This window comes from Maribacter sp. R86514, assembly GCF_044597005.1.
GTDB lineage: Bacteria > Bacteroidota > Bacteroidia > Flavobacteriales > Flavobacteriaceae > Maribacter.
Map to the genome: position 1 here is coordinate 2,716,813 of NZ_CP138999.1, position 22,879 is coordinate 2,739,691.

Below are 22,879 nucleotides of genomic sequence, written 5' to 3' on the forward strand. Positions count from 1 at the left end.
AATGAAAGCAATTACAATTAAAGGATCAGAAAGAGAAAGCGTGGGCAAAAAGGCAACGAAAGCCCTACGTAATGCTGGAAAGGTTCCTTGCGTGGTATACGGAGGGGATAAACCATTACACTTTTCAGCAGATGAACTAGCGTTCAGAGATTTGGTTTACACTCCAAATGCACACACAGTTGCAATTGAATTGGATGGCGGAACTTCGGTTAAAGCTATCATGCAAGATATTCAGTTTCACCCTGTAACAGATGCCATCATCCATATTGATTTCTATCAATTATTCGATGATAAAATGGTTACTATGAATATTCCTGTAACATTAGAAGGAAATTCTCCAGGTGTACGTAATGGTGGACGTTTATTGTTCAGAAAACGTAAACTTGCTATTAAAGCTCTACCAAGTAAATTACCAGATTTCTTTAACGTCGATATTTCTAAATTGAAAATCGGTCAAAATATTTCTGTAGCGTCATTGGTGAGTGAAGATTTCACTATTTTACACCCAGAAAGTCAAGTTGTTGTACAAGTTAAAACTGCTCGTACCGCTGTTGTGACCGATGATGAAGATGAAGAAGGAGAAGAAGGAGCTGAAGGTGCAGAAGGTGCATCTGAAGAAGCTGCTCAAGAATAGTCTTAAAAGTCTAAATTATACATTAAAGCATCCTGGTACTTGTATCAGGATGCTTTTGTATTTTTACACCCTAAATTAAACTACCCATGTTCCAGTTTTTAAAATCTCTTTTTAATAACCAGAACATAATTACAGAAGAGAAAGACCCCATGAAGAAATTTTTAATCGTTGGCCTTGGCAACATAGGAGAGGAATATACAGAAACCCGTCATAATATAGGTTTTAAAGTACTGGACGAAGTAGCCAAAGTAAATGACTTTACTTTTGAAACCGCTAAACTTGGTGATATAGGATCATATAAAATTAAAGGCAGAACAATTATTTGCCTTAAACCATCTACTTATATGAACCGCAGCGGTAAAGCTTTAAAGTATTGGATGGATAAAGAAAAAATTCCTCAAAGTAATGTTTTAGTGATAACCGACGATATCAATTTACCTTTTGGAACTATTCGCATAAAAACAAAGGGAAGCAATGGCGGCCATAACGGATTAAAGGATATAGAGCTGTTTCTTCAAACTATTCTTTACAATAGGTATAGATTTGGTGTGGGAGCAGATTTTGGCAAAGGCAGACAGGTGGAGTATGTTTTGGGACAATGGAACGATGAGGAAAAAGCTTTAATGCCTGAACGTTTAAAAAAATCTACAGAAATTATTAATTCGTTCGCACTTGCCGGAATAGCAAGAACCATGAATCAATTTAACAATTCTTAAAGTACTTTAAAGGAATACACCCCGGTATCCGATCTATTACCCTCTTCGTCAATTACAATGACTTTCCAGTAATAGACAGTATCTGATGTTACTGAAACGTTTACACTTGTTACGGTGGCAGATACTTCCCTAATTAGATCTATTGGCGGTGTTTCTACAGAGAAATATACTTCATAGCTAGCAATATCATCGTCTAAATCAGACGCAGACCACGATAGCTCCACCTCGTTATTAATATCCTTGAATACGTTATCTGAAGAAGCGGGACTTATTATAGTTGCAGGAAATGGTGCAAATGTGGATCTGGATCCGGAATTATAAAAATACCATTCTTGACTAGAAACAGTTTCTGCTACTTCACTATTTCTAGAACGTACAAACCAAGAAAATTGTGCTCCTTTAGCCAAGGGTAGTTTAGCCGAACTAGAAGCTGATACAATTGTCTGTACAGTACTTGTTTCTATATTGGTAACACGCAATTCATAGGTCTCCGTATTATCAGCTAAATTCCACCTAAACTCTACTTGACTGGTCTCCTCTCCTAAGCTGACACCTGTAGTGCACTCAGAGTTTTCCTCAGGAAACACCAAAAGAACCGCTTCTGGTGGGTTCGCCGCACTTTTCTTTTTACAGCTGGTCACAGCCATAAACAAACATATTATAAGCACTAAAAAACGCATCATTCTTTAATTACTTTAGAAGTTCCTTTAATAGTTCTACCCTCATACTTCAAATAATAAATACCCGTAGAAAGCGAACTCAAATCAAGCTGCATTACCCCACCGATCACCATAATCTTCTTATTAAAAATATACCTTCCATCCGCACTAAAAACACTTACAATTACTTCTTCCTGTTGCGCACCTAAATACACCTCAACAATATCTCTCACGGGATTTGGATACACTACCGGTTCTACATAAAAACCAATCTGTTCTTCATAAACACCTTGGCAAGGTATATCGGTGTACACTTTCAATGTATTCAATCCTTTATTCAAATCCAATGCTATCGTTGATTCTTCCGTTTGCACAGCTACACCGTTCAATTCAACTGTATAAAAAGAAGAACCATTCATTTCAAGCGTTACCTGAGAGCCATCTACTGCAACTTTGGAAGTTACACTTAACGCTGAAGGTTCTGTAATCTGCACCTCAACACAATATTCTTGGTACGCTATTACACCATCAGTTCCGGTTATACACAAAGTATATGTCCCAGATTCCAGATTAGCCAAATTGAACGCATTTAAAAAGTTCTGGGTTAGATTTAATCCGTTACCAACAACTACTACTTGATAATCAAGTGCCAATTTGGGAACTATAGATAAAGAACCGTCATTATTATCTCTACAGGTTTCACTTTCTAAGCTAACAATAAAGTTCTCTTCCGGAAAACGGTAAATAGCACAACCAGAAGCATCTACCTCTTGACCAGCCGGAGTACCTAAACACAAATCATCACCATCATCGAATACTCCATCATTATCTGCATCTGGTCTAAATTCACCCTCTACACAAGCTTCAAGAACAAATGAATTTAAACTCCCACCATCAGAAGGGGCGTTATCTTTAACCTCTAATGTCCACTCGCCAAGAATCGATTCACCATTAAATGAACTTAAACTTCCCAATGGTTTTACCGAACTACTAATCCCCGGACTTACAGAACAGTTAAATGCCGCACTATCATCATCAAAAGTCGCATTGATATCACGTGAATCTCCACAAGAATTAGAAACCAAGGTTACCGTAGTACCAGTAGGTGAAGTAAGACTAATTACTAAATCAGCCAAAAAGGTATGTTCTATATCAAGCTGCACATTGATGTCCGCAACAGGTAAATCCTCAAAAAACACGATTTTAGATGTAATCACCGGTGTACCGCTACTTGATATCGCGATCGGCGTACCTGTAGCACTTTTTGTAGTGCAATTAAATTGTACCGTAGAGAAGCTAAAAGGAGCACTAAAAACACCTTCCCCACAATCGTTTTTTGGTTTTACCCTCCAAAAATAAGTGCTATTGTTATCCACTAGCGTTGGTAAGAACGAACTACCGTTAACAGTATTTGATTCTATAATAGTTGTAAAACTAGCATCAGCTGCAATTTCAACATCGTATAGTGTATTCCCTATAGATGTTTCCCATTCCAGCATCACGTCTGTAGAGGCATTCTCAAAACCATCTATAGGAGAAACCAGAACTACTTCTTCAAATTCATCGTCATAAATTCTTAACTGTAATGTGATTTCTTTTGTAACCGTATCTGAGCTAGACACAACCCTAATAGGGTAAATACCGGCGTCTACGGTAGAAATACCTTCAAAATCAACAGTAACCAACGTATCGTCAGCATCAGCAACTGCAGGTGTAAAAGTTGCCGTGATACCTATAGGTAAATCAAGCACACTAAACGTACTTTCTTCATCGAAACCCAAATCAGTTTCATAAGTGAAATCAATACTTAAATCATCGGGCTTACAAATATCAAAAACCAACTCGTCAAAATTAAGCACGACTTCTGATGGAGTAATAGAAAAATTAGCATCATTGACAGCAAAGAAAATATTATCATCTGCCTTGATCATAATACGCCCTGTACTAGTAGTTATATTTGGTATGATAATAGTCTGACTACCATCGTTCAAAGTATTTTCTTCTAGCACAACAGGAAAAGTGACACCGCTATCAGTAGATAAAAATATGGAAACAGTTTCAGTGTTTACGGGTGATATATCTGTATTGGCAACATCCCAAGTAATGGTTTGTATAGAGCCAGCTTCAAAAGACTCTTCTGTAGCTTGCGAACTTATTAAAAAAGGACCTGCTTCGTTACTTACAGTTACCGTCATTTCATCAGAATCTGACTGTCCGCCATTTAAGGCATTATCTCTAACGGTCAATGAAAAGTTTAAATCACGACCAACATTAGACAGCGTTTCCCAAGCAGAGCCCGAGGTCGGTACTGTTTGCGTTAATTCACCATTTAAAATTCTATTTAAATTAGGAAAATATCGTTCTGAGGTTAGTTTAGGCGGCAATGATCTAAAATTAGCCCCTGCAGGATTATCCGGTCCAAATGTAGCTTGTGTAACTATACCGTTATCGATCTGTTCCCAAGTATAGCTTAATACGTCTGTGGCATCAACATCGGTGGCCTCACCTGTAAGCACAAATGGTGTACCTTTTGGTATCACGTAATCTGTTAAAGGAGTAATTGTTGGAGGGTTATTGGTAAGAATCTCTGTCTCTCCACATGAAATAGTTTCAAGGTAATCCCTTATCTGAACTATACTGACGTAGTGAAAATAATCATCACTGTTAGAATCGACATTATTTACACCGGTAATACCTGCATACCCCATAATCGTAGTACCACTAGCAGGCTCTACTTGTACATTAGTACCTTCTGAAATATGTGAAAAAGAGTGATTTGCCCCAAACTGGTGTCCCATTTCATGCGCAACCAAATCAATATCAAAAGCATCACCCACAGGTGAGGATAAAGTGGTATAACCACTACCCTTTCTACTATCTGTACAAACGGCACCAATAAAACCTGAATTACCGTCTAATGTATTATCCTGCTGATTAAAAAGATGCCCGATGTCGTAATTGGCCTCACCAATTACACTTGTTAATGTATTTTGTACTTGACTACTTAAACTACCCGTATAAGGATCTGTATCTGGATCTGTATAAATTACAAGATCGGTATTATCTATCAACTCAAGGGTAATCGCCAAATCGCGTTCAAATACGGCATTGATTCTTGTTAGCGTAGCATTAATTGCTGCAAGAGCATCTGCCTTTGTGCCACCATGAAACTCCGTATACTCCCCTGAAGCCGAGATAGCGACCCTAAATTTTCTTAACGTTTGATCATCTACCAGTTTAGCCGTAAGATTTTGCGAATATTCTTTGATCTCGGGTACAGTCTTACATACAAAATCCACATCGCGTTCATCTTGATCTGTTCTACGATACAAAACATAGGTGTCATCAGCAGATTTTTGCATAAACAAAGCTCCGTTTTCCCCAGAAGTCATCATGGTACTTTGTATCCCCCTATCCGAAATACTAAATCGAATCTGTTTAGTAGCATCGTGCAAGGCAATACCTTTATAAGATTTTATAGATGGGTATTTAAGGGAAAGTCCTTTTGAAAAAAGGTGTGCATCTTCCACTAAAAACGGAATTAATTTACCGGTTTCATCTGGAAAATCAATAATTATAGAAGATTCGTTCTTTGTAAGTGCCCGTAAAAACTGTTGCTGATCAAGGGTAAACGCAGTTCCTTTATTTACTCGTAACTGCTGCTTAGTGAATTGTTTAGCCGTATTGTTTAATTCCGTATTTTTCCAATATGCAGTTTGAGCCAAACCGGAAAAGGAAAGAAATACTATGGTAATTGTAAAAACAAGGCGTAATTTTGCAATCATTAAGAGGCTTTTAACTCAAAATCAAATATAAGTCTTTTTATTTTCTATCACAGGTGATTACAGTCCGCAACATTTCTAAATACAAAGAAGAACACCCTACGGTCATTACCATAGGCACCTTTGACGGCGTGCATATAGGTCACTTGAAAATACTTAATAAAATCATAAACCATGCCAAGAATACCGAATTAAAATCTTCGGTACTTACATTTTTTCCGCACCCAAGAATGGTGTTACAAAAAGACACCAATATAAAATTATTGAATACCATAGAGGAAAAAATACGCATCTTGGAGAAACTTGGTCTTGACATACTTATTATTCATCCTTTTACCAAAGAATTCTCTAGACTTACAGCAACCGAATTTGTTCGCGATATGCTCGTAAATACATTAAAGATCAAAAAAGTAATTATAGGGTATGACCATAGATTTGGTCGCAATAGAAATGCCAACATCACTGATTTGATTACATTTGGAAGCACTTATGATTTTACGGTAGATGAGATACCTGCCCAAGAAATTGACGATGTATCTGTAAGTTCAACAAAAATCAGAAAAGCATTAGAAGACGGTGATATTGAAACTGCGAATAGCTACCTAGGCTATGAATATATGCTTACCGGAACAATCATTAAGGGTAAAGGGATTGGTAAACAATTGGGATACCCAACAGCGAACCTTTCAATAGCTGAAGATTACAAGCTAATACCTAAAAACGGTGCATACATTGTAAACAGTATCTTGAACGATAAAGTTATTTATGGTATGATGAATATAGGGTATAACCCAACCGTAAATGGCACGGAAAAATCCATAGAAATTAATTATTTCGATTTTGATAGTGATTTGTACGACTTAAAAATTCAAGTTAATATTTTGGTTCGTTTACGAGATGAGCATAAATTTGAATCTGTTGATGCTCTCAAAGCACAATTAGCAAAAGACAAAGAAAAATCGCTTCAATACATTAATCGGTAAATATGCTCAACAGGTTATTATTTCAACGTATAGATAATAGCCCATTAATTATCTTTCGCATATTTTTTGGCATACTCGTTTCTCTTGAATGCTTTGGCGCTATTGCTACTGGTTGGGTAAAGCGGAATTTAATCTCCCCCAAGTACACTTTCCCTTTTATAGATTTTGAATTTCTACAGCCACTGCCCGGTAACGGCATGTATTTCTATTTTGTATTAATGGGGTTACTAGGTCTTTTCATTGCCGTAGGGTTCAAATATCGATTAAGTATCATATCATTTACCGTGCTGTGGACTGCAACATATTTAATGCAAAAAACGGCTTATAACAATCATTACTACTTACTCATATTAATAGCATTGATAATGTGTTTTTTTCCTGCGGAAAGAAGCCGGTCCTATGATGTAAAAATGAAACCCGAACTAGAAAGCAATTCAATGTACGCCTATGTAAAATGGGTAGTAGTGCTTCAATTGTTTATCGTCTACGTATACGCCTCAATTGCTAAAATGTATGGAGATTGGCTTGATTTTAGTACCATAGCTGTATTAATGCATTCTAAAAAAAGTTATTGGTTAGTTGGTGCTATTTTACAAGAACCTTGGATACATAGTATTATTGGATCCGTTGGCATTCTGTTTGATTTACTTATTGTACCCGCCCTACTCTGGAAACCAACAAGGAAAGCGGCTTTCTTCATCTCACTTTTCTTTCATCTATTCAATTCCATCATATTTCAGATTGGCATATTCCCTTATTTATCCATTGCCTTCAGTGTTTTCTTTTTTGAGCCAGAAACCATTCGTAAGATTTTCTTCAAGACGAAACCGGCATTTGTATCATCCTATTCTACAACACCAATTTACAGCAACACAATGCTAGTAACAGCAACTATCTACTTCATAATTCAATTAGTATTACCTGTAAGACACCATGCCATTAAAGATGATGTGCTGTGGAGTGAAGAAGGTCATAGAATGAGCTGGCGAATGATGCTACGTAGTAGACAGGGTAAAGGCAGATATAAAGTAGTTGACAATGACACTAAAGAAGAGTTCATCATAAAACCTAAAGATTATGTGTCTAGAGGTCAAGAACGCAAAATATTTGCCTACCCGGATTTTGCTTGGCAGTTTGCCCAATACTTAAAAAAGGAGTTTAAACAAGAAGATAGAAACGTTTCGGTATACCTAGAAAACTCTAAAATCAGTATCAATCGCAAACCATATGTTCCCTTTATAGACGCTAAAACTGATTTGGCGGCAGAGACATGGTACCAAACAAAACATCACGACTGGATTCTCCCCTCTAACATCGGGAACTCTAAAAACTAACTAAAACGTGTTTAGTCCCCAAAAGTATCTGCTATAAATATAAGATTAACGTAAATTTGCAGTCAAATACAATTTAATAATGTTACAAATACAGACCATAAGAGATAATCAAGAAGATATTATCCTTGCCCTTGGAAAAAGAAATATTGATGCACAACCCTTAATTGAAAAAGTGCTTCAATTAGATGAAAACAGACGTGCTGCCCAAACAAGTTTGGACAACGTTTTGGCAGAATCGAATAAAATTTCCAAAGAAATCGGTGTTTTGTACAAAACTGGAAAAGTTCAAGAAGCAAATTTATTAAAAGAACAGACAGTAAAGCTAAAAGAAGAATCTAAACAATTAGGAGAGGATTTAAACTCCGCAGAAGAAGAGCTACAAAACCTTCTTTACCAATTACCGAATGCACCTCATGCTTCTGTAAAAAAAGGTTCTACTGAAGAGGACAATGAGGAAATTTTCAGCGAAGGTGATATTCCTAAATTGGTTGAAGATGCCCTACCGCATTGGGAGTTGGCGAAGAAATATGATATCATAGATTTTGAATTAGGTGTTAAAATCGCTGGAGCCGGTTTTCCGGTTTACAAAGGTAAGGGTGCCCGTTTGCAACGCGCTTTAATCACTTATTTCTTGGATAAAAATACCGAAGCAGGTTATACTGAAATTCAGGTGCCACATTTGGTAAACGAACTATCTGGTTATGGCACAGGTCAATTGCCAGACAAGGAAGGTCAAATGTACCATGTAACAGCAGACGACCTTTATTTGATACCAACGGCAGAGGTTCCTGTAACTAACATATTTAGAGACGTTATTGTAAAGGAAAGTGATTTCCCTATTACCTATACGGGGTATACTCCATGTTTTAGAAGAGAAGCAGGTAGTTATGGCGCACATGTGCGTGGTTTAAATCGTCTGCACCAATTCGATAAAGTAGAAATTGTACGTGTAGAACACCCTACTAAATCATACGATGCCTTAGATGGTATGGTTGATCACGTAAAGAACATTCTACGAGAATTAAAATTACCATACCGAATTCTAAGACTATGTGGTGGTGATTTAGGCTTTACAGCCGCACTTACGTTTGACTTTGAAGTATTCTCAACTGCACAAGACAGATGGTTAGAAATAAGCTCTGTTTCTAACTTTGAAACATACCAGGCTAATAGATTAAAATTACGTTTTAAAGATGAAAACGGAAAAAATCAACTAGCTCATACATTAAATGGTAGCTCTTTAGCCTTACCACGTGTTTTGGCGGGGATTCTAGAGAATTATCAAACTGCAGACGGCATTAAAATACCGGATGTATTAGTACCTTATTGTGGTTTTGATATGATTGATTAATTTCTAAAAGTGTTGCTTTTTAGTAACGGAGAGATTTTGCTAATATATAGTATTGAATAAAACGCCGTACAACCTCTGTTGTACGGCGTTTTATATTAAAAAAATATAGCTAAAAATATGGAAATGATAAAATCAACTTTTCATTACTAATGCTACCGCCTAACCACATCTATATTCACTATTTTAGTAGAAGGTTCAATTTTCATTAGAAACATAAATTGACAAAATTTTAAAACCTTCTTCATTATGAATTTCAAATTCAATTGCTGTTTATTACTTATAAGTATAATTTTTCTTGGCTGCTCTGATGAAAAAAGTATAAAAGAAAAAGAGATAAATATTGAAGAATTAACCATTTCCGATATACATATGTCATATCAAGATAAGACCTTCAATAGTGAACAGCTAGTGAATACCTATCTTGAAAGAATTAAAAATTATGATAGCACTTTAAACGCAATTACTGTGATCAACCCAAAAGCGCTAAAAATAGCAAAAGAACTTGATGAAGAATACCAGCGAACAGGCATTTTACGTCCTTTACACGGCATACCGCTAATTGTTAAGGATAATATCAATACAGAAGGTTTACCTACTACTGCAGGTTCACTAGCACTGCAAAACTATATACCTGAAGAAGATGCGTTTATCATTAAAAAACTTGTTGAAGCCGGTGCTATAATTATTGCAAAATCTAACATGGCAGAATGGGCATTTAGCCCTATGCATAGCGAAAGTTCAACAGCTGGTACAACTAGAAATCCATATAACACCAATTATGTACCTGCTGGATCTAGTGGTGGCACCGGTGCTTCGATCGCTGCTAATTTTGGAACTATAGGACTAGGAACAGATACTGGAAATTCCATTAGAGGTCCGTCTTCGCATAATGCATTAGTAGGGTTTAGAACCACCCTAGGGTTAGTAAGTAGAAGCGCAATTGTTCCGCTTTATTTGAGAAATGATGTAGTCGGCCCTATGTGCCGTTCTGTTGAAGATGCAACTAAAGTTTTAGAAGTTATTGCTGGTATAGATCCTAAAGACCCACTTACAACATATTCAGAAGGGAAGACACCAACAGATTACACACAATTTCTTAAAAAAGATGCCCTGAAAGGTTCTAGAATAGGTGTTCTAAGAACCTTAAGTGATGACAATCCGCATCCTGAAATAAATCAATTATTTAATAATTCACTTGTCCAATTAGACTCTTTAGGAGCTTCGGTCATCGATTCGGTGAACGTACCTGATTTTCAAAATTTAAGACAGAACCAATGGTGTGCAACATTCAGAACAGATGTCGAGACTTTTTTATCAGATTACGTTAAAAATGATTCACTAAAAACTATTGAAGATATTATTGAAGCAGGAAGCAAGTCTGATTTTGCGAGAGAAAGATTAATTAGAAATGCCGCCCACAATGGAAGATGGGAAGATTCAGATATTCCCTGTTTAGATGCCTACACAGATATACGCAGAGTTGCTTTTAGAGAGGCAATTGAAAATATGATGGATTCTTTACAACTAGATGCAATAGTATATCCATCATGGAACAACCCCCCAGCACCAATTAATCAATTCCAAGAAGAATATAAGGGAGACAATAGTCAAATTATTAGTCCGCATACAGGACAGCCAGCTTTTACCGTCCCTATGGGTTTTACAAGTAAAAATTTACCTACGGGACTTCAGTTTTTAGGCAGAATGTATGATGAGCCTGTTTTAATAGGCCTTACCTATTCTTATGAACAGGGCACCAAACACAGAAAAAAACCTGTACTCAAAAATTCAAAGTCCAATTAAATAATATTGCTAAATACTGAAGTTGTTGAATCTCCTTTGAAATACAAGGCTAGTTACGATAGTCTTAACAACAACTTACTGCATTCTATGTATCTTTGATTATGCGCCTTACCTTTTTCATAATTACATTTTTAGCTCTGTCAACATTCGGCTTTGCCCAGGATGATTTCTTGGCGAAGCAATATTTTGCTGATGGTGATTTTGAAAAAGCCGTAGTTTTTTATGAAAAACTAGTAGAAAAAAGCCCTAGAAGAACGGAATACGTTCAAGATTTAGTTGCTTGCTACCAGCAATTAGAACGCTACCAAGATGCTGAAGATTTTTTAAATCAGCGTTTAAAAGACCGAAACCCCTATCCCACATTATTAATTGATCTAGGTTATAACTACAAGTTACAGGATAATGAACAAATGGCACAAACGTATTATGATAAGGCGTTAGATGTTATCCCTAAAAACCCTAATTACGGTTACGCCTTAGGTCTTCATTTTCAAAAATACAGTCTGCTGGACTTAGCGATTAAAGCTTTTAAAAATTCAATGGAATTGAATCCTGCTTTAAACTTCAATTTTCAACTTGCCAGAATATATGGAGAGCAAGGTAATGTTGAAGCCATGTACAACTCATACCTCAATCTTGTTATTGATGGCAAAACCTCTAAATCTAATATTTTAAGAAGTATAGATGATTTTATCTCTGAAGATGCAACGGATAAAAATAACATCCTATTAAAAAAGGTATTACTAGAGCGTGCACAGAAAAACCCAGATGTTCTTTGGAATGAACTTTTAAGTTGGTTATTTGTTCAGCAAAAGCAATACGGTAGTGCGTTTAGGCAAGAAAAAGCCATTTTTAAACGCATGAACGGCAGCTCTACCACAAGATTGGAGAATTTAGGCAACGATGCCTTGGATAATGAAGAATATGACACCGCAAAAGATATCTACGGTTACATCATTGAGAACACCAGTAATAAGATTACGCAATTAGATGCAGAACTAAACCTTATTGATATTGATTTAAGAAATGCTACAAACGGACAGTTAGATGCTATTCATAAAAAGTACGACGCTCTTGTAGATGTTTACGGATATAAATCGCAATCATTACAGCTGCAAGTTGCCTATGCAAATTTTCTTACGTTTAAAAAGAACGATCCCGCACCAGCAGAAAAACTGCTAAAGAATAGTTTGGAATTACCATTAAGCGATAGAGGTACTGCATATTTAAAACTGGCACTAGGCGATATTTTGGTGTATGACAAAAAGTTTAATGAAGCACTTATCTATTTTTCTCAGATTCAGCAAAAATTAAAAAACGATGTACTTGGTCAAGACGCACGTTATAAAGTAGCACAAACAAGTTTTTACAAAGGAGATTTCGATTGGGCATTAACCCAATTAAAAGTACTACGAAGTTCTACTTCTCAGCTCATCGCAAATGACGCTATGCAGTTGAGCCTTTTGATATCGGACAATTCGTTGGAAGATTCCACGCAAACTGCCTTAAAAAAATATGCGAGAGCAGATTTCTTGGCCTATCAAAATAAAACCGATGAAGCCATTACCGCTTTGGGAGATATATTAGAAAATCATAAGGGTGAAAAAATTGAAGACGAGGCACTTTTAAAACAAGCACGACTATTTGAAAAACAAAAGAAATACGAAGACGCCCAATTAAACTATCAAAAAATCATCACATTTTATGGCAATTGTATTCTTGCCGATGACGCTTATTATGCACTGGGCGAACTTTACCGTAAAGAATTCAATGACCCCATAAAGGCAAAAGAGCAGTACGAGAAAATCATCTACAATTATCAAGACAGCTATTACTTTCCTGAAGCACGAAAAAACTTTAGAATTTTAAGGGGAGACGCCATAAATTAAAATCGCTACCTATCTAATTCGTTTTAAGCCCTAGTTGAACTAACTTTGCAATTCAAATAGAACTTGAAATAATACATGTACATATATAACGTTACCACCAATATAGAAGAAACGGCCCATGATACTTGGCTGCAATGGATGAAAGAAACGCACATACCACAAGTTCTTTCAACTGGTAAATTCTTAAGCGCAAAATTCACTAAAGTTTTGGTAGAAGAAGATATGGGTGGCTATACCTATTCAGTTCAATACACCGTACCAGACAAAGCTACTTTAGACAGATATTATGAAGAGGATGCACCGGCGCTAATAGAAAGTATTCAAAAGAAATTTGCAGGTCAGTTGGTTTCTTTTAAAACAGAATTAGAAGTAGTAGATGAGTTCTTTGTACAAAGAGCCACAGCAACGCACTATTTATTTACCTATGGAACTTTACAGGAAAGAGAAGTACAATTGGGGGTATTCGCAAGACCTTTAAACGGATTTGAAGACGAATTACCATTATATACAATATCAGATATAAAAGTAGCCGACCTCTACCCTACACTGCAACACACAGGATCAAAAGAAGATTCAATCAAAGGTCAAGTTTATACACTATCTCATCAAGAATTACATAAAGCAGATAGATACGAAGGTGAAGCATACGAAAGAATTGAGATTCAATTGGCATCGGGGAAAAAAGCTTGGGCGTATATAGCAAAATAAACTATCGCTAAAAGAGATTTATGGGAACGAAAAGAAAGAAGAACAAAGGTGATAAGTATGCTCATAAAAAGCATCATGAAAAAGGTCCTGTAAAAGCGAAGAAACACTTAGGTCAGCATTTTTTAAAAGATGAAGACATTGCCAGACAAATTGCCGAAACACTATTACAGCAAGATTATAAAAATGTCATAGAAATAGGTCCGGGAACAGGCGTTTTAACCAAATACCTACTTTTGCGAGATAGCAATTTAGTAGCAATGGATTTGGATACGGAGTCCATTACGTACTTAAACGAAACTTTCCCGTTAGAACACCCAAAGGCATTTGAGGGCGATGGTTCTTTTAAAGTGATAGAAGCAGATTTTCTAAACTTTGATATTTCTACTTTGTTCGGTGATGAGCAATTTGGTATTACCGGTAACTTTCCATACAATATATCTACACAGATCGTCTTTAAAATGTTGGAGCTTCGAAATCAAATACCTGAATTTTCAGGGATGTTTCAGAAAGAAGTTGCGCAGCGTATTTGTTCAGCAGAAGGCAGTAAAGCATATGGCATTTTATCAGTTTTAGTTCAAGCTTTTTACGATGCCGAATACCTTTTTACGGTAGAACCAGATGTTTTTGACCCACCACCAAAAGTACAGTCAGGTGTTTTAAGATTAACACGTAAAACCAACTTTGAACTTTCTTGTGACGAGCAATTATTATATAGAGTAGTAAAAACCGCTTTCAATCAACGCAGAAAGACATTACGTAACAGTTTAAAAACATTTTCATTATCAGATAATCTAAGAGAAGATACTATATTTGACCTTAGACCTGAACAGTTGGCGGTTGACGATTTTATAGCATTGACGAACAAAATAGCGGATGACACCCTTTAAGCTTACAGAAGAACTTGTAGTAGAGATAGAACAGCTCATTGAACAAAGCAATGATACTGAACTAAACGCTATGTTGAGTACTGTGCATTATGCCGATGTTGCTGAAATCATTAATGAATTGGATAAGGACAAAGCTACCTATCTAATTAAATTATTGGACAGCGATAAAACTTCCGATGTTCTTACAGAGTTAGATGAAGATGTTCGTGAAGCTATATTAAGCAGTCTATCTACAAAAGAAATTGCCGGCGAATTAGAGGAGCTAGACACCGATGATGCCGCAGATATTATTGGCGAGTTACCTAAAGACCAAATACAAGACGTTATCTCTAAAATTGAAGATAGAGAACACGCAAAAGATATCGTTGATCTTTTAAGATATGCAGATGATTCCGCAGGTGGTCTTATGGCAAAAGAGCTCGTAAAGGTCAATGAAAACTGGAATGTGCTTACTTGCGTTAAAGAAATGCGCACGCAGGCAGAAAATGTAACCCGCGTACATTCTATTTATGTGGTAGATGACGAAGACAAGCTAAAAGGCCGGTTATCGTTAAAAGATCTATTGACCACTTCAACCAAAACACATATTAAAGATGTTTTTATAAAAAATGTAGATTCTGTCAACGTTAATGAAGACCCAGAAGAAGTTGCTAGAATCATGAGTAAGTATGATTTAGAAGCCATACCTGTAGTTGATGAAATTGGCAGATTGGTAGGTCGTATTACTATTGATGATATTGTTGATGTCATCAAAGAAGAAGCTGAGCGAGATTACCAAATGGCAGCCGGTATATCTCAAGATGTAGAAGCTGATGATAGTATTTGGGATCTTACAAGGGCGCGTTTACCATGGTTGATCTTAGGTCTATTTGGTGGTGCAGGTGCCGCTCTGATCATGGGTGGTTTTGAAGAAATGTTTCGTGAATACACGGTACTCTTTCTATTTACACCATTAATAGCTGCAATGGCAGGTAACGTTGGTGTGCAATCTAGCGCCATAATAGTACAAGGTTTGGCAAATGACGATATTAAAGGAAGTATAAGTAGCAGATTAATCAAAGAAATGCTTTTGGCATTGTTGAACGGCGTTATACTTTCTTGTTTATTATTGATTTTTACATGGATTTGGAAGGGAGATTTCCTTACCTCATTGGCAATTTCCATTTCACTTATTGCAGTGATTGTTGTTGCCGGATTCATAGGTACTTTCGTGCCATTATTTTTAGACAAAAGAGGTATCGATCCCGCAATTGCAACCGGACCATTCATTACCACAAGCAATGACATTTTCGGTATTTTAATCTACTTTTCTATCGCCAAATTAATTTTGGGCATATAATAAACTACTACTCTTCTTTTTAGAATACTGTGGCTTTCCGTATATTACTCTATTAAATTCCTTTCAATGCAAATTTAGAATCAAATATATACGCCCATGAAAAGCATTAATCTTAAAGAAAAATATGATTTGGTAAATGGGCATTGGCATCCACATCAAATAGGTGTTGTAGATAATATGCAGGTTTTATTGGCAAAGCTGAAAGGTGAATTTGTATGGCATTCACACGACAATGAAGATGAGCTTTTTCAAGTAGTAAAAGGTACTTTGCACATGCAATTTAGAGACCGTACGGAAATAGTACAACAAGGAGAGATTATTATAGTCCCCAAAGGCATTGAACATTGCCCAATAACGAAGAACGATGAAGAAGTACACGTCATGCTTTTTGAAAAGTTAAGTACTGCCCATACGGGCAACGTTGCAGACGAAAAAACAAAAACAGATTACCCCGAAATATAATTAAGCATAAATGAAAGTATTACACGTAGATATAAATCACCCATTGATTATTGAACAATTCGCTGAATTAGGTTTTCAGAACGATGAAGATTATAACTCGACCAAAGAACAGATCGAAGCCAAAATCGAAGACTATGACGGACTCATAATTAGAAGTAGATTTTCTATAGATGCTGCATTTTTAGAAAAAGCCAAAAACTTGAAATTTATAGGTAGACTAGGCGCAGGTTTAGAAAATATCGACACAAAACACGCAAAATCTTTAGGTATTTTTCTAGCTGCTGCACCAGAAGGCAATCGTAATGCCGTTGGTGAACATACCTTAGGCATGCTTTTATCACTATTTAATAAATTAAATACCGCCGACAAGGAAGTTAGAAATGGCAAATGGGATCGTGAAGGTAACCGTGGTATAGAGCTAGAAGGCAAAGTAGTAGGTATCATTGGTTATGGTAATATGGGAAAAGCCTTTGCTAAAAAACTAAAAGGTTTTGATGTAGAAGAGGTTATTTGCTATGACATACAAGGAGGTGTAGAAGATGAAAACGCACGCCAAGTAGGCATTATGGAATTCCAAAATAGAGTTGATGTTGTTAGTCTACATGTACCACAAACCGAATTGACCATTGGTATGGTCGATGCTGAGTTTCTAGAAAAATTCAATAATCCTATTTGGATTATAAATACGGCCAGAGGCAAATGCATTGTAACTACGGATCTGGTTGATGCCTTAAAATCAGGAAAAGTTCTTGGTGCAGGTTTAGATGTACTGGAGTATGAAAAAGCCTCTTTTGAAAATATGTTTACAGATAACAATTTACCTGAAGCATTTCAATATCTAATTGATTCTGACCAAGTGATTCTAACACCACACGTAGCAGGTTGGACGGTAGAAAGCAAAATAAAACTGGCCCAAACGGTAGTAGACAAAGTGAAAGCAAAATTTTTAGAGTGATATGAAATACAAAGCCAACACACCAGACGAATATATTGCCCAATTACCACTAGAACGCAAAGAGGTTATTGAAAAGATAAGAGGTATTATTTTACAAAATTTACCAAATGGTTTTGAAGAGCAATTAAGTTATGGCATGTTGGGCTATGTAGTGCCACATTCTTTATATCCGGCAGGGTATCATGTACAAGCAGAACTACCGTTGCCTTTTATTAATTTAGCTTCACAGAAGAATTTTATCGCACTTTATCACTCCGGCATATATGCAGACCCTGCTTTAATGAACTGGTTCAAGAACGAATACCCTATTCATTGCAAACGCAAGCTAGATATGGGCAAAAGTTGTGTTCGTTTTAAAAGTATGGATGATATTCCGTACAAGCTCATTGCAGAACTATGCACTAAAATGACTCCCCAAGAATGGATTAGTTTATACGAGAATAATATCAAAAAATAGATAGCTATGCAAAATAGAGTAACAGGCTTAGGCGGATTCTTCTTTAAAACAAAAGACCCTGACCATTCTAAAAATTGGTACAACAAGCATTTAGGGCTAAATACAGATCAATATGGCTGTACTTTTTGGTGGAAAGACAAAGAAGGCAACGACTGCTCAACACAATGGAGCCCAATGAATGCAGACACAGAATATTTCAAGCCTAGCCAATCAAGTTTCATGATGAACTTTAGGGTTGAAAACCTAGTTGAGCTATTGGAAGTTCTCAAGAAAGAAGGAGTTACTGTTGTTGGTGATATCCAAGAATTTGAATATGGAAAATTTGGATGGATTTTGGACCCAGACGGAAATAAGCTAGAACTTTGGGAACCAATTGATAAAGCATTTCTATGATGTTTAAATAATCGCTACATTTAACCCTTAATAATAACCACCAAACAACAAGAGAATGTCAGAAGAAAACAAAGATTTCGGAGATAAGGCAGAAGAATCTGCAAGAGAATTTAGCGAAGGAGCTAAAAAGACCGCAGACGAATTTACTGCAGGGGCAAGAGAAGCCTTCAGTGGAGCTGGAGGAGAAAACAAAAAAGTATTAGTCGGGATATTGGCTATAATCTTAGGATCACTAGGTGTGCACAAATTCATATTGGGATACCAGAAAGAAGGGTTTATTTTATTAGGAGCTACTGTAATAGGTTATATTACTGTTTGCTTTGTAATTGGAGGATTCATTTTAACTGCTACTGCTATAGTAGGGTTAATAGAAGGTATTATATACCTAACAAAATCAGACGAGGAATTTTACAATACATACCAAGTAGGCAGAAAACCTTGGTTCTAAATAACTTAAGCCAGATAAAACCTTATCTGGCTTTTTTTATATATTTCATTATCGTAATATAGCAATATATAAATACAAAATGGGAATTACCAAAACGCAAATTTTTAATACAGAGCAGAATAAGTTAGCGGTCATTTTCAAGGTACTGTCCAACCCTGCACGTATTGCAATTCTACAATACATAAGCCAGCAAGATGCATGTATTTGCAATGACATCGTTGATGAAATAGGTTTAGCACAACCTACTATTTCACAGCATTTAAAAGAATTAAAAAGTATAGATTTAATTAGAGGTGAAATTGAAGGTAAAAAAGTATGTTATTGTATTAATTTACAAAAATGGACAGCGGTACAAGCACTATTAAATACTTTCTTCGATGCCACCAAAAGTAATTGTTGTTAAAAAAACTTTATATGAATGATATAACAATAAGAACAATGCTGCCCACAGATTGGGAATTCGTTGCTAATATCTACAAAGAAGGCATTGATACTGGCATAGCCACTTTTGAAACCAAAGTCCCCACTTTTGAAACTTGGGACAAAGCACATATGAGCAACTGCCGTTTTGTAGCTGAAAGTGATAATGAAATATTAGGTTGGGTTGCACTCTCCCCTGTTTCCAACAGATGCGTGTATGGCGGGGTGGCAGAAATAAGCGTCTATATTTCTAAAAAAAGCAGAGGTAAAGGTTTGGGTAAATTATTATTACAACATGTAATAAGCGCAAGCGAACAAGAAGGTATTTGGACACTACAATCTGGCATATTCCCTACCAACTATGGCAGTATCAAAGTCCACGAAGCAACAGGATTTAGGATGATCGGCAAACGTGAACGTATTGGAAAACTACACGGAAAGTGGGTAGACAATGTGCTTTTTGAACGACGTAGTAGTATTGTTGGTGTCGATTAAATTTGCCCTTCTATCTCTGAATTTTGAGATTCCAATAACTTCCGTTCCAATTCTGCCTGAAACTCTTCCATGACAGGTTTTACAGTACTCTCCGGTAAATCGGAAATCTTAATATACATTAATCCGTCTACCGAATTATTGAATAATGGATCAACGTTGAACGCGACTACTTTTGCATTTTGCTTGATATACTTTTTGATTAAAACCGGTAAGCGAAGACTTCCTGGTTCTACCTCATCTATTAATCTATCAAACTTATTTAAATCGGCTTGTGTTTCATCAAAAACGAACTCCTTATCCGCATCATTAAGTTTCACTTTAAATTCCTTTTTAGGTCTAATATACTGAGCAACATATGGATCCCAATAGTTAGACTTCATAAACTCGATCATCAATGATTTAGAGAAGTTAGAAAATTGGTTGCTGATACTAACACCCCCAATTAAATACTTATGCTCAGGAAACCGCAATGTAGTATGCACAATCCCTTTCCAAAGTAAAAATAAAGGCATTGGTTTTTGTTGGTATTCTTTGGTAATATAAGCACGACCCATTTCTATGGAATTTTGCATCATACCGTACAATTCTGGCTCTACCCTAAAGAGGTCTTGAACATAAAAACCGTTTATACCGTGTTCAGGAAAAATCTCTGATCCCATACCCATCCTATAGGCGCCAACAATACATTTTGCTTGATTATCCCAAAGAAAAAGATGGTGGTAATAACTATCAAAGCTATCAAGATCAATAGCTTTATTAGTTCCTTCACCTATTGCTCTAAAAGTTACTTCGCGCTGTCTCCCAATTTCTTTTAAGATGAACGGCATGTCTTTTTCTTTCGCTAAAAAAACCTCGTAGTTCTTACTTTGAAGTAAGCGGCAATCTTTTTCCCTAAGTTTTTCTATTTCCCCTTCCATCACCTCTTTACGTACAGCCTCGGCAATCTTTTTGGGCTGTTTAGGTATTTTAAGCGATGTAGGTATTTGATCTATTAAACGCTCTTTCTCGTATGCATTAGACAACATGTAGGTTTTACGACGCAACAGGTCTGTATACTCCTCTAAACTTTCAATCTCTTTTTGGGCATTTACAGAAATTGGCTGCCCTATTCTCACTTTAATAGGTCTATTTCTTTGAGAGAATACTTGTGACGGAATCATTGCCGTACGTAAAGAATCGCCTAATTTAGAAATGCGATAAAACAAAGAACTATTCTTCGCATGAAAATAAATAGGAACTACAGGTACATTTGCCTTTCTGATCAATTTTATAGCTGCTTCTTCCCAAGGTTTATCTACAATGAGTTTACCGTCTTTATAAGTAGAGACTTCACCAGCAGGAAAAACCCCTAATACATGACCATTATTTAAATGTTCTAACGTTTTTTTGAACCCGGCTAAATTACTTCTCGTATTTTTATGTTCAGTAAAAGGATTAACTGGTAGTACATAAGGCTCTAACGGCACCATTCTTTGCAACAGAAAGTTAGCCATAATCTTATAGTCCGGGCGTTGCTTTACCATTAATTTAAATAGTAAAATACCGTCAATAGCTCCTAACGGGTGATTACTAATAGTAACGTACGGTCCTTCTTTTGGCAAACGTCTAAAGTCTTCTTCAGGAATTTCGTAATCAATTTCAAAGTGTTCTAAAATTGCATTAGCATAGTCCTCGCCTTTTAAGTGGGCAATAGTATCATAATATCTATTAATACCAGATAATCTCGTAACCTTCAACAACACCCTACCAATAAAAGTACCAAACACTCCGTATTTGGAGATATTGATAGCCTTGGCAATTTCCTTTGCGGTAACTAAACCCATAAATCATCATCGATTAGACTGTAAATATAGGAAAATAGCCCTTGTAGGTACCTATTAAAAATTATTGAAATGAACTTGAAATTACTTCACTACCAGCTGAACAGTTTCCGTACCGCGCTGCTCCAATAACAACTCATGTCCGTTCTGTAATGATTCTAACGCTTTAGTATTAAAGTGCCTAATGGTATACAAGGATACATTTTCATGATGAGCAACTTTAAACTTACTTTTCAATTGTTGTAAAAGTTTTTCCAAGCCTCCAAATTTATTGTCGATACATACAGAAAAACTAATAGCGGAATTCTGGATTAAGTCTACCTTAATTTTATGTTGATGAAACAATTTAAAAAGTTCGCTAATACTATCTTCAACTATGAAAGAGAAATCTAGCGAAGATAATTTCATTAATACCTGATTCTTCTTAACGATGAAACAAGGAACTTTTGGTTCTATACCAACACCCTTACCTACCGTTGTTCCTTTTCCTTTAGGATTAACGAAAGATTTTACATGAAGCGGAATCTCTTTACGTTGCAACGGTTGTAATGTTTTTGGGTGAATTACCGATGCACCGTAGAATGCCAATTCAATAGCTTCTCTGTAAGAGATATTATTAAGCAATTGTGTTTCCTCAAAATATCTTGGATCTGCATTTAAAACGCCAGGTACATCTTTCCAAATGGTTACAGAATCCGCATTTAAACAATACGCCAATATAGCTGCAGAGTAATCCGATCCTTCACGACCTAATGTCGTAGTAAAGTTATTATCATCACTACCTAAGAAACCCTGTGTTATGTTCAACACCTTTTGGTCAATTTTAGTAACGTTATCTTGTGTACGCTCCCAGTCTACAGTGGTATCTCTATAATTACTATCGGTTTTAATGAAGTTTCGTACATCTAACCAATTATTTGTAATACCAACTTCTTTAAAGTATGCGCTAATTATGGTGGTAGAAAGTAATTCTCCGTAACCAACAATTTGATCGTAAACAAAGTTATAGTTGGGGGATTTGTTCCAAACTAAAAATCCGTTTATTTCATCAATTAGAATCTTTATTTCTTTATAAATAGCATGCTGTGCATTAGGAAATAATTCTGAAACAATATTATGATGGTAATCTACCAACTCTGCTACTTTAGATGGTATTTCTTGTTTATCGTTAAAATAAGCGTTTATGATATCTTCCATGGCATTGGTTGTTTTCCCCATTGCCGAAACAACCAATAGCGTATTTTCATACCCTACTTCTTGCAAAACCTTCACTACATTTTTAACAGCATCTGCATCTTTAACAGATGCTCCTCCAAATTTAAAAACCCTCATACTCAATATCTA

General features: G+C 36.1%; 21 protein-coding genes. 17 read left to right on the plus strand and 4 right to left on the minus strand.

The window, feature by feature from the left end; all coding sequences use genetic code 11:
- Nucleotide 1 precedes the first annotated feature (1 nt).
- Nucleotides 2-634, plus strand: coding sequence for a 50S ribosomal protein L25/general stress protein Ctc (locus tag SJY30_RS11860; RefSeq protein ID WP_396632388.1), 633 nt, complete (start codon nucleotides 2-4; stop codon nucleotides 632-634).
- Between the two features lie 86 nt (nucleotides 635-720).
- The gene (gene pth, locus SJY30_RS11865; RefSeq protein WP_396632389.1) at nucleotides 721-1,350 is read left to right on the plus strand and encodes an aminoacyl-tRNA hydrolase; all 630 of its coding nucleotides are present in this window, start codon (nucleotides 721-723) and stop codon (nucleotides 1,348-1,350) included.
- Here the strand turns inward: pth and SJY30_RS11870 are convergent.
- Together SJY30_RS11870 and SJY30_RS11875 are read right to left on the minus strand one after the other, a co-directional pair.
- The gene (locus SJY30_RS11870) at nucleotides 1,347-1,997 is read right to left on the minus strand and encodes a hypothetical protein (protein ID WP_396632390.1); all 651 of its coding nucleotides are present in this window, start codon (nucleotides 1,995-1,997) and stop codon (nucleotides 1,347-1,349) included. The genes pth and SJY30_RS11870 overlap by 4 nt on opposite strands.
- 32 nt (nucleotides 1,998-2,029) lie before the next feature.
- Nucleotides 2,030-5,794 (minus strand): reprolysin-like metallopeptidase, encoded by a 3,765-nt coding sequence (locus SJY30_RS11875; protein WP_396632391.1) that lies wholly within the window; start codon nucleotides 5,792-5,794, stop codon nucleotides 2,030-2,032.
- 53 nt (nucleotides 5,795-5,847) lie between these two features.
- Between SJY30_RS11875 and SJY30_RS11880 the strand changes: the two genes are divergently transcribed.
- From SJY30_RS11880 to SJY30_RS11950, 15 genes are all read left to right on the plus strand, one after another.
- Nucleotides 5,848-6,774, plus strand: coding sequence for a bifunctional riboflavin kinase/FAD synthetase (locus SJY30_RS11880; protein WP_396632392.1), 927 nt, complete (start codon nucleotides 5,848-5,850; stop codon nucleotides 6,772-6,774).
- A 2-nt stretch (nucleotides 6,775-6,776) separates the two neighbouring features.
- Nucleotides 6,777-8,108 (plus strand): HTTM domain-containing protein, encoded by a 1,332-nt coding sequence (locus SJY30_RS11885; protein WP_396632393.1) that lies wholly within the window; start codon nucleotides 6,777-6,779, stop codon nucleotides 8,106-8,108.
- Nucleotides 8,109-8,187: 79 nt separating this feature from the next.
- The gene (gene serS / locus SJY30_RS11890) at nucleotides 8,188-9,459 is read left to right on the plus strand and encodes a serine--tRNA ligase (RefSeq protein ID WP_396632394.1); all 1,272 of its coding nucleotides are present in this window, start codon (nucleotides 8,188-8,190) and stop codon (nucleotides 9,457-9,459) included.
- Between the two features lie 246 nt (nucleotides 9,460-9,705).
- The gene (locus SJY30_RS11895) at nucleotides 9,706-11,262 is read left to right on the plus strand and encodes an amidase (RefSeq protein WP_396632395.1); all 1,557 of its coding nucleotides are present in this window, start codon (nucleotides 9,706-9,708) and stop codon (nucleotides 11,260-11,262) included.
- Nucleotides 11,263-11,363: 101 nt separating this feature from the next.
- Nucleotides 11,364-13,151 carry a tetratricopeptide repeat protein gene (locus tag SJY30_RS11900; protein ID WP_396632396.1) on the plus strand — a complete coding sequence of 596 codons (1,788 nt, stop codon included), beginning with the start codon at nucleotides 11,364-11,366 and terminating at the stop codon, nucleotides 13,149-13,151.
- Between the two features lie 75 nt (nucleotides 13,152-13,226).
- Complete coding sequence (locus tag SJY30_RS11905; RefSeq protein ID WP_396632397.1) at nucleotides 13,227-13,859, plus strand: DUF4286 family protein; 633 nt, start codon at nucleotides 13,227-13,229, stop codon at nucleotides 13,857-13,859.
- Nucleotides 13,860-13,879: 20 nt separating this feature from the next.
- Nucleotides 13,880-14,746, plus strand: a complete 867-nt coding sequence (gene rsmA / locus SJY30_RS11910; RefSeq protein WP_396632398.1) for a 16S rRNA (adenine(1518)-N(6)/adenine(1519)-N(6))-dimethyltransferase RsmA — start codon at nucleotides 13,880-13,882, stop codon at nucleotides 14,744-14,746.
- Entirely contained in the window at nucleotides 14,733-16,085 is a 1,353-nt protein-coding gene (mgtE, locus tag SJY30_RS11915; RefSeq protein WP_036151544.1) for a magnesium transporter, read from the plus strand. Before rsmA ends, mgtE begins: the two co-directional genes overlap by 14 nt.
- 96 nt (nucleotides 16,086-16,181) lie before the next feature.
- On the plus strand, nucleotides 16,182-16,547 hold the full coding sequence (locus SJY30_RS11920; RefSeq protein WP_396632399.1) for a cupin domain-containing protein: 366 nt from the start codon (nucleotides 16,182-16,184) through the stop codon (nucleotides 16,545-16,547).
- Nucleotides 16,548-16,557: 10 nt separating this feature from the next.
- Nucleotides 16,558-17,502, plus strand: a complete 945-nt coding sequence (locus tag SJY30_RS11925) for a 2-hydroxyacid dehydrogenase (RefSeq protein ID WP_396632400.1) — start codon at nucleotides 16,558-16,560, stop codon at nucleotides 17,500-17,502.
- A gap of 1 nt (nucleotide 17,503) precedes the next feature.
- Nucleotides 17,504-17,959, plus strand: a complete 456-nt coding sequence (locus tag SJY30_RS11930) for a DUF1801 domain-containing protein (protein ID WP_396632401.1) — start codon at nucleotides 17,504-17,506, stop codon at nucleotides 17,957-17,959.
- Between the two features lie 6 nt (nucleotides 17,960-17,965).
- The gene (locus SJY30_RS11935) at nucleotides 17,966-18,352 is read left to right on the plus strand and encodes a VOC family protein (protein ID WP_396632402.1); all 387 of its coding nucleotides are present in this window, start codon (nucleotides 17,966-17,968) and stop codon (nucleotides 18,350-18,352) included.
- A 55-nt stretch (nucleotides 18,353-18,407) separates the two neighbouring features.
- On the plus strand, nucleotides 18,408-18,800 hold the full coding sequence (locus tag SJY30_RS11940) for a TM2 domain-containing protein (protein WP_396632403.1): 393 nt from the start codon (nucleotides 18,408-18,410) through the stop codon (nucleotides 18,798-18,800).
- 79 nt (nucleotides 18,801-18,879) lie between these two features.
- Nucleotides 18,880-19,203 (plus strand): ArsR/SmtB family transcription factor, encoded by a 324-nt coding sequence (locus SJY30_RS11945; RefSeq protein WP_396632404.1) that lies wholly within the window; start codon nucleotides 18,880-18,882, stop codon nucleotides 19,201-19,203.
- 11 nt (nucleotides 19,204-19,214) lie between these two features.
- A complete protein-coding gene (locus SJY30_RS11950; protein ID WP_396632405.1) occupies nucleotides 19,215-19,715 on the plus strand; it encodes a GNAT family N-acetyltransferase in 501 nt (166 codons plus the stop codon).
- Here SJY30_RS11950 and SJY30_RS11955 read toward each other — a convergent pair.
- Both SJY30_RS11955 and SJY30_RS11960 read right to left on the minus strand, forming a co-directional pair.
- Nucleotides 19,712-21,538 (minus strand): GNAT family N-acyltransferase, encoded by a 1,827-nt coding sequence (locus tag SJY30_RS11955; protein ID WP_396632406.1) that lies wholly within the window; start codon nucleotides 21,536-21,538, stop codon nucleotides 19,712-19,714. The two genes, SJY30_RS11950 and SJY30_RS11955, sit on opposite strands and share 4 nt — an antisense overlap.
- A gap of 81 nt (nucleotides 21,539-21,619) precedes the next feature.
- On the minus strand, nucleotides 21,620-22,867 hold the full coding sequence (locus tag SJY30_RS11960; RefSeq protein ID WP_396632407.1) for an aspartate kinase: 1,248 nt from the start codon (nucleotides 22,865-22,867) through the stop codon (nucleotides 21,620-21,622).
- Nucleotides 22,868-22,879 lie beyond the last annotated feature (12 nt).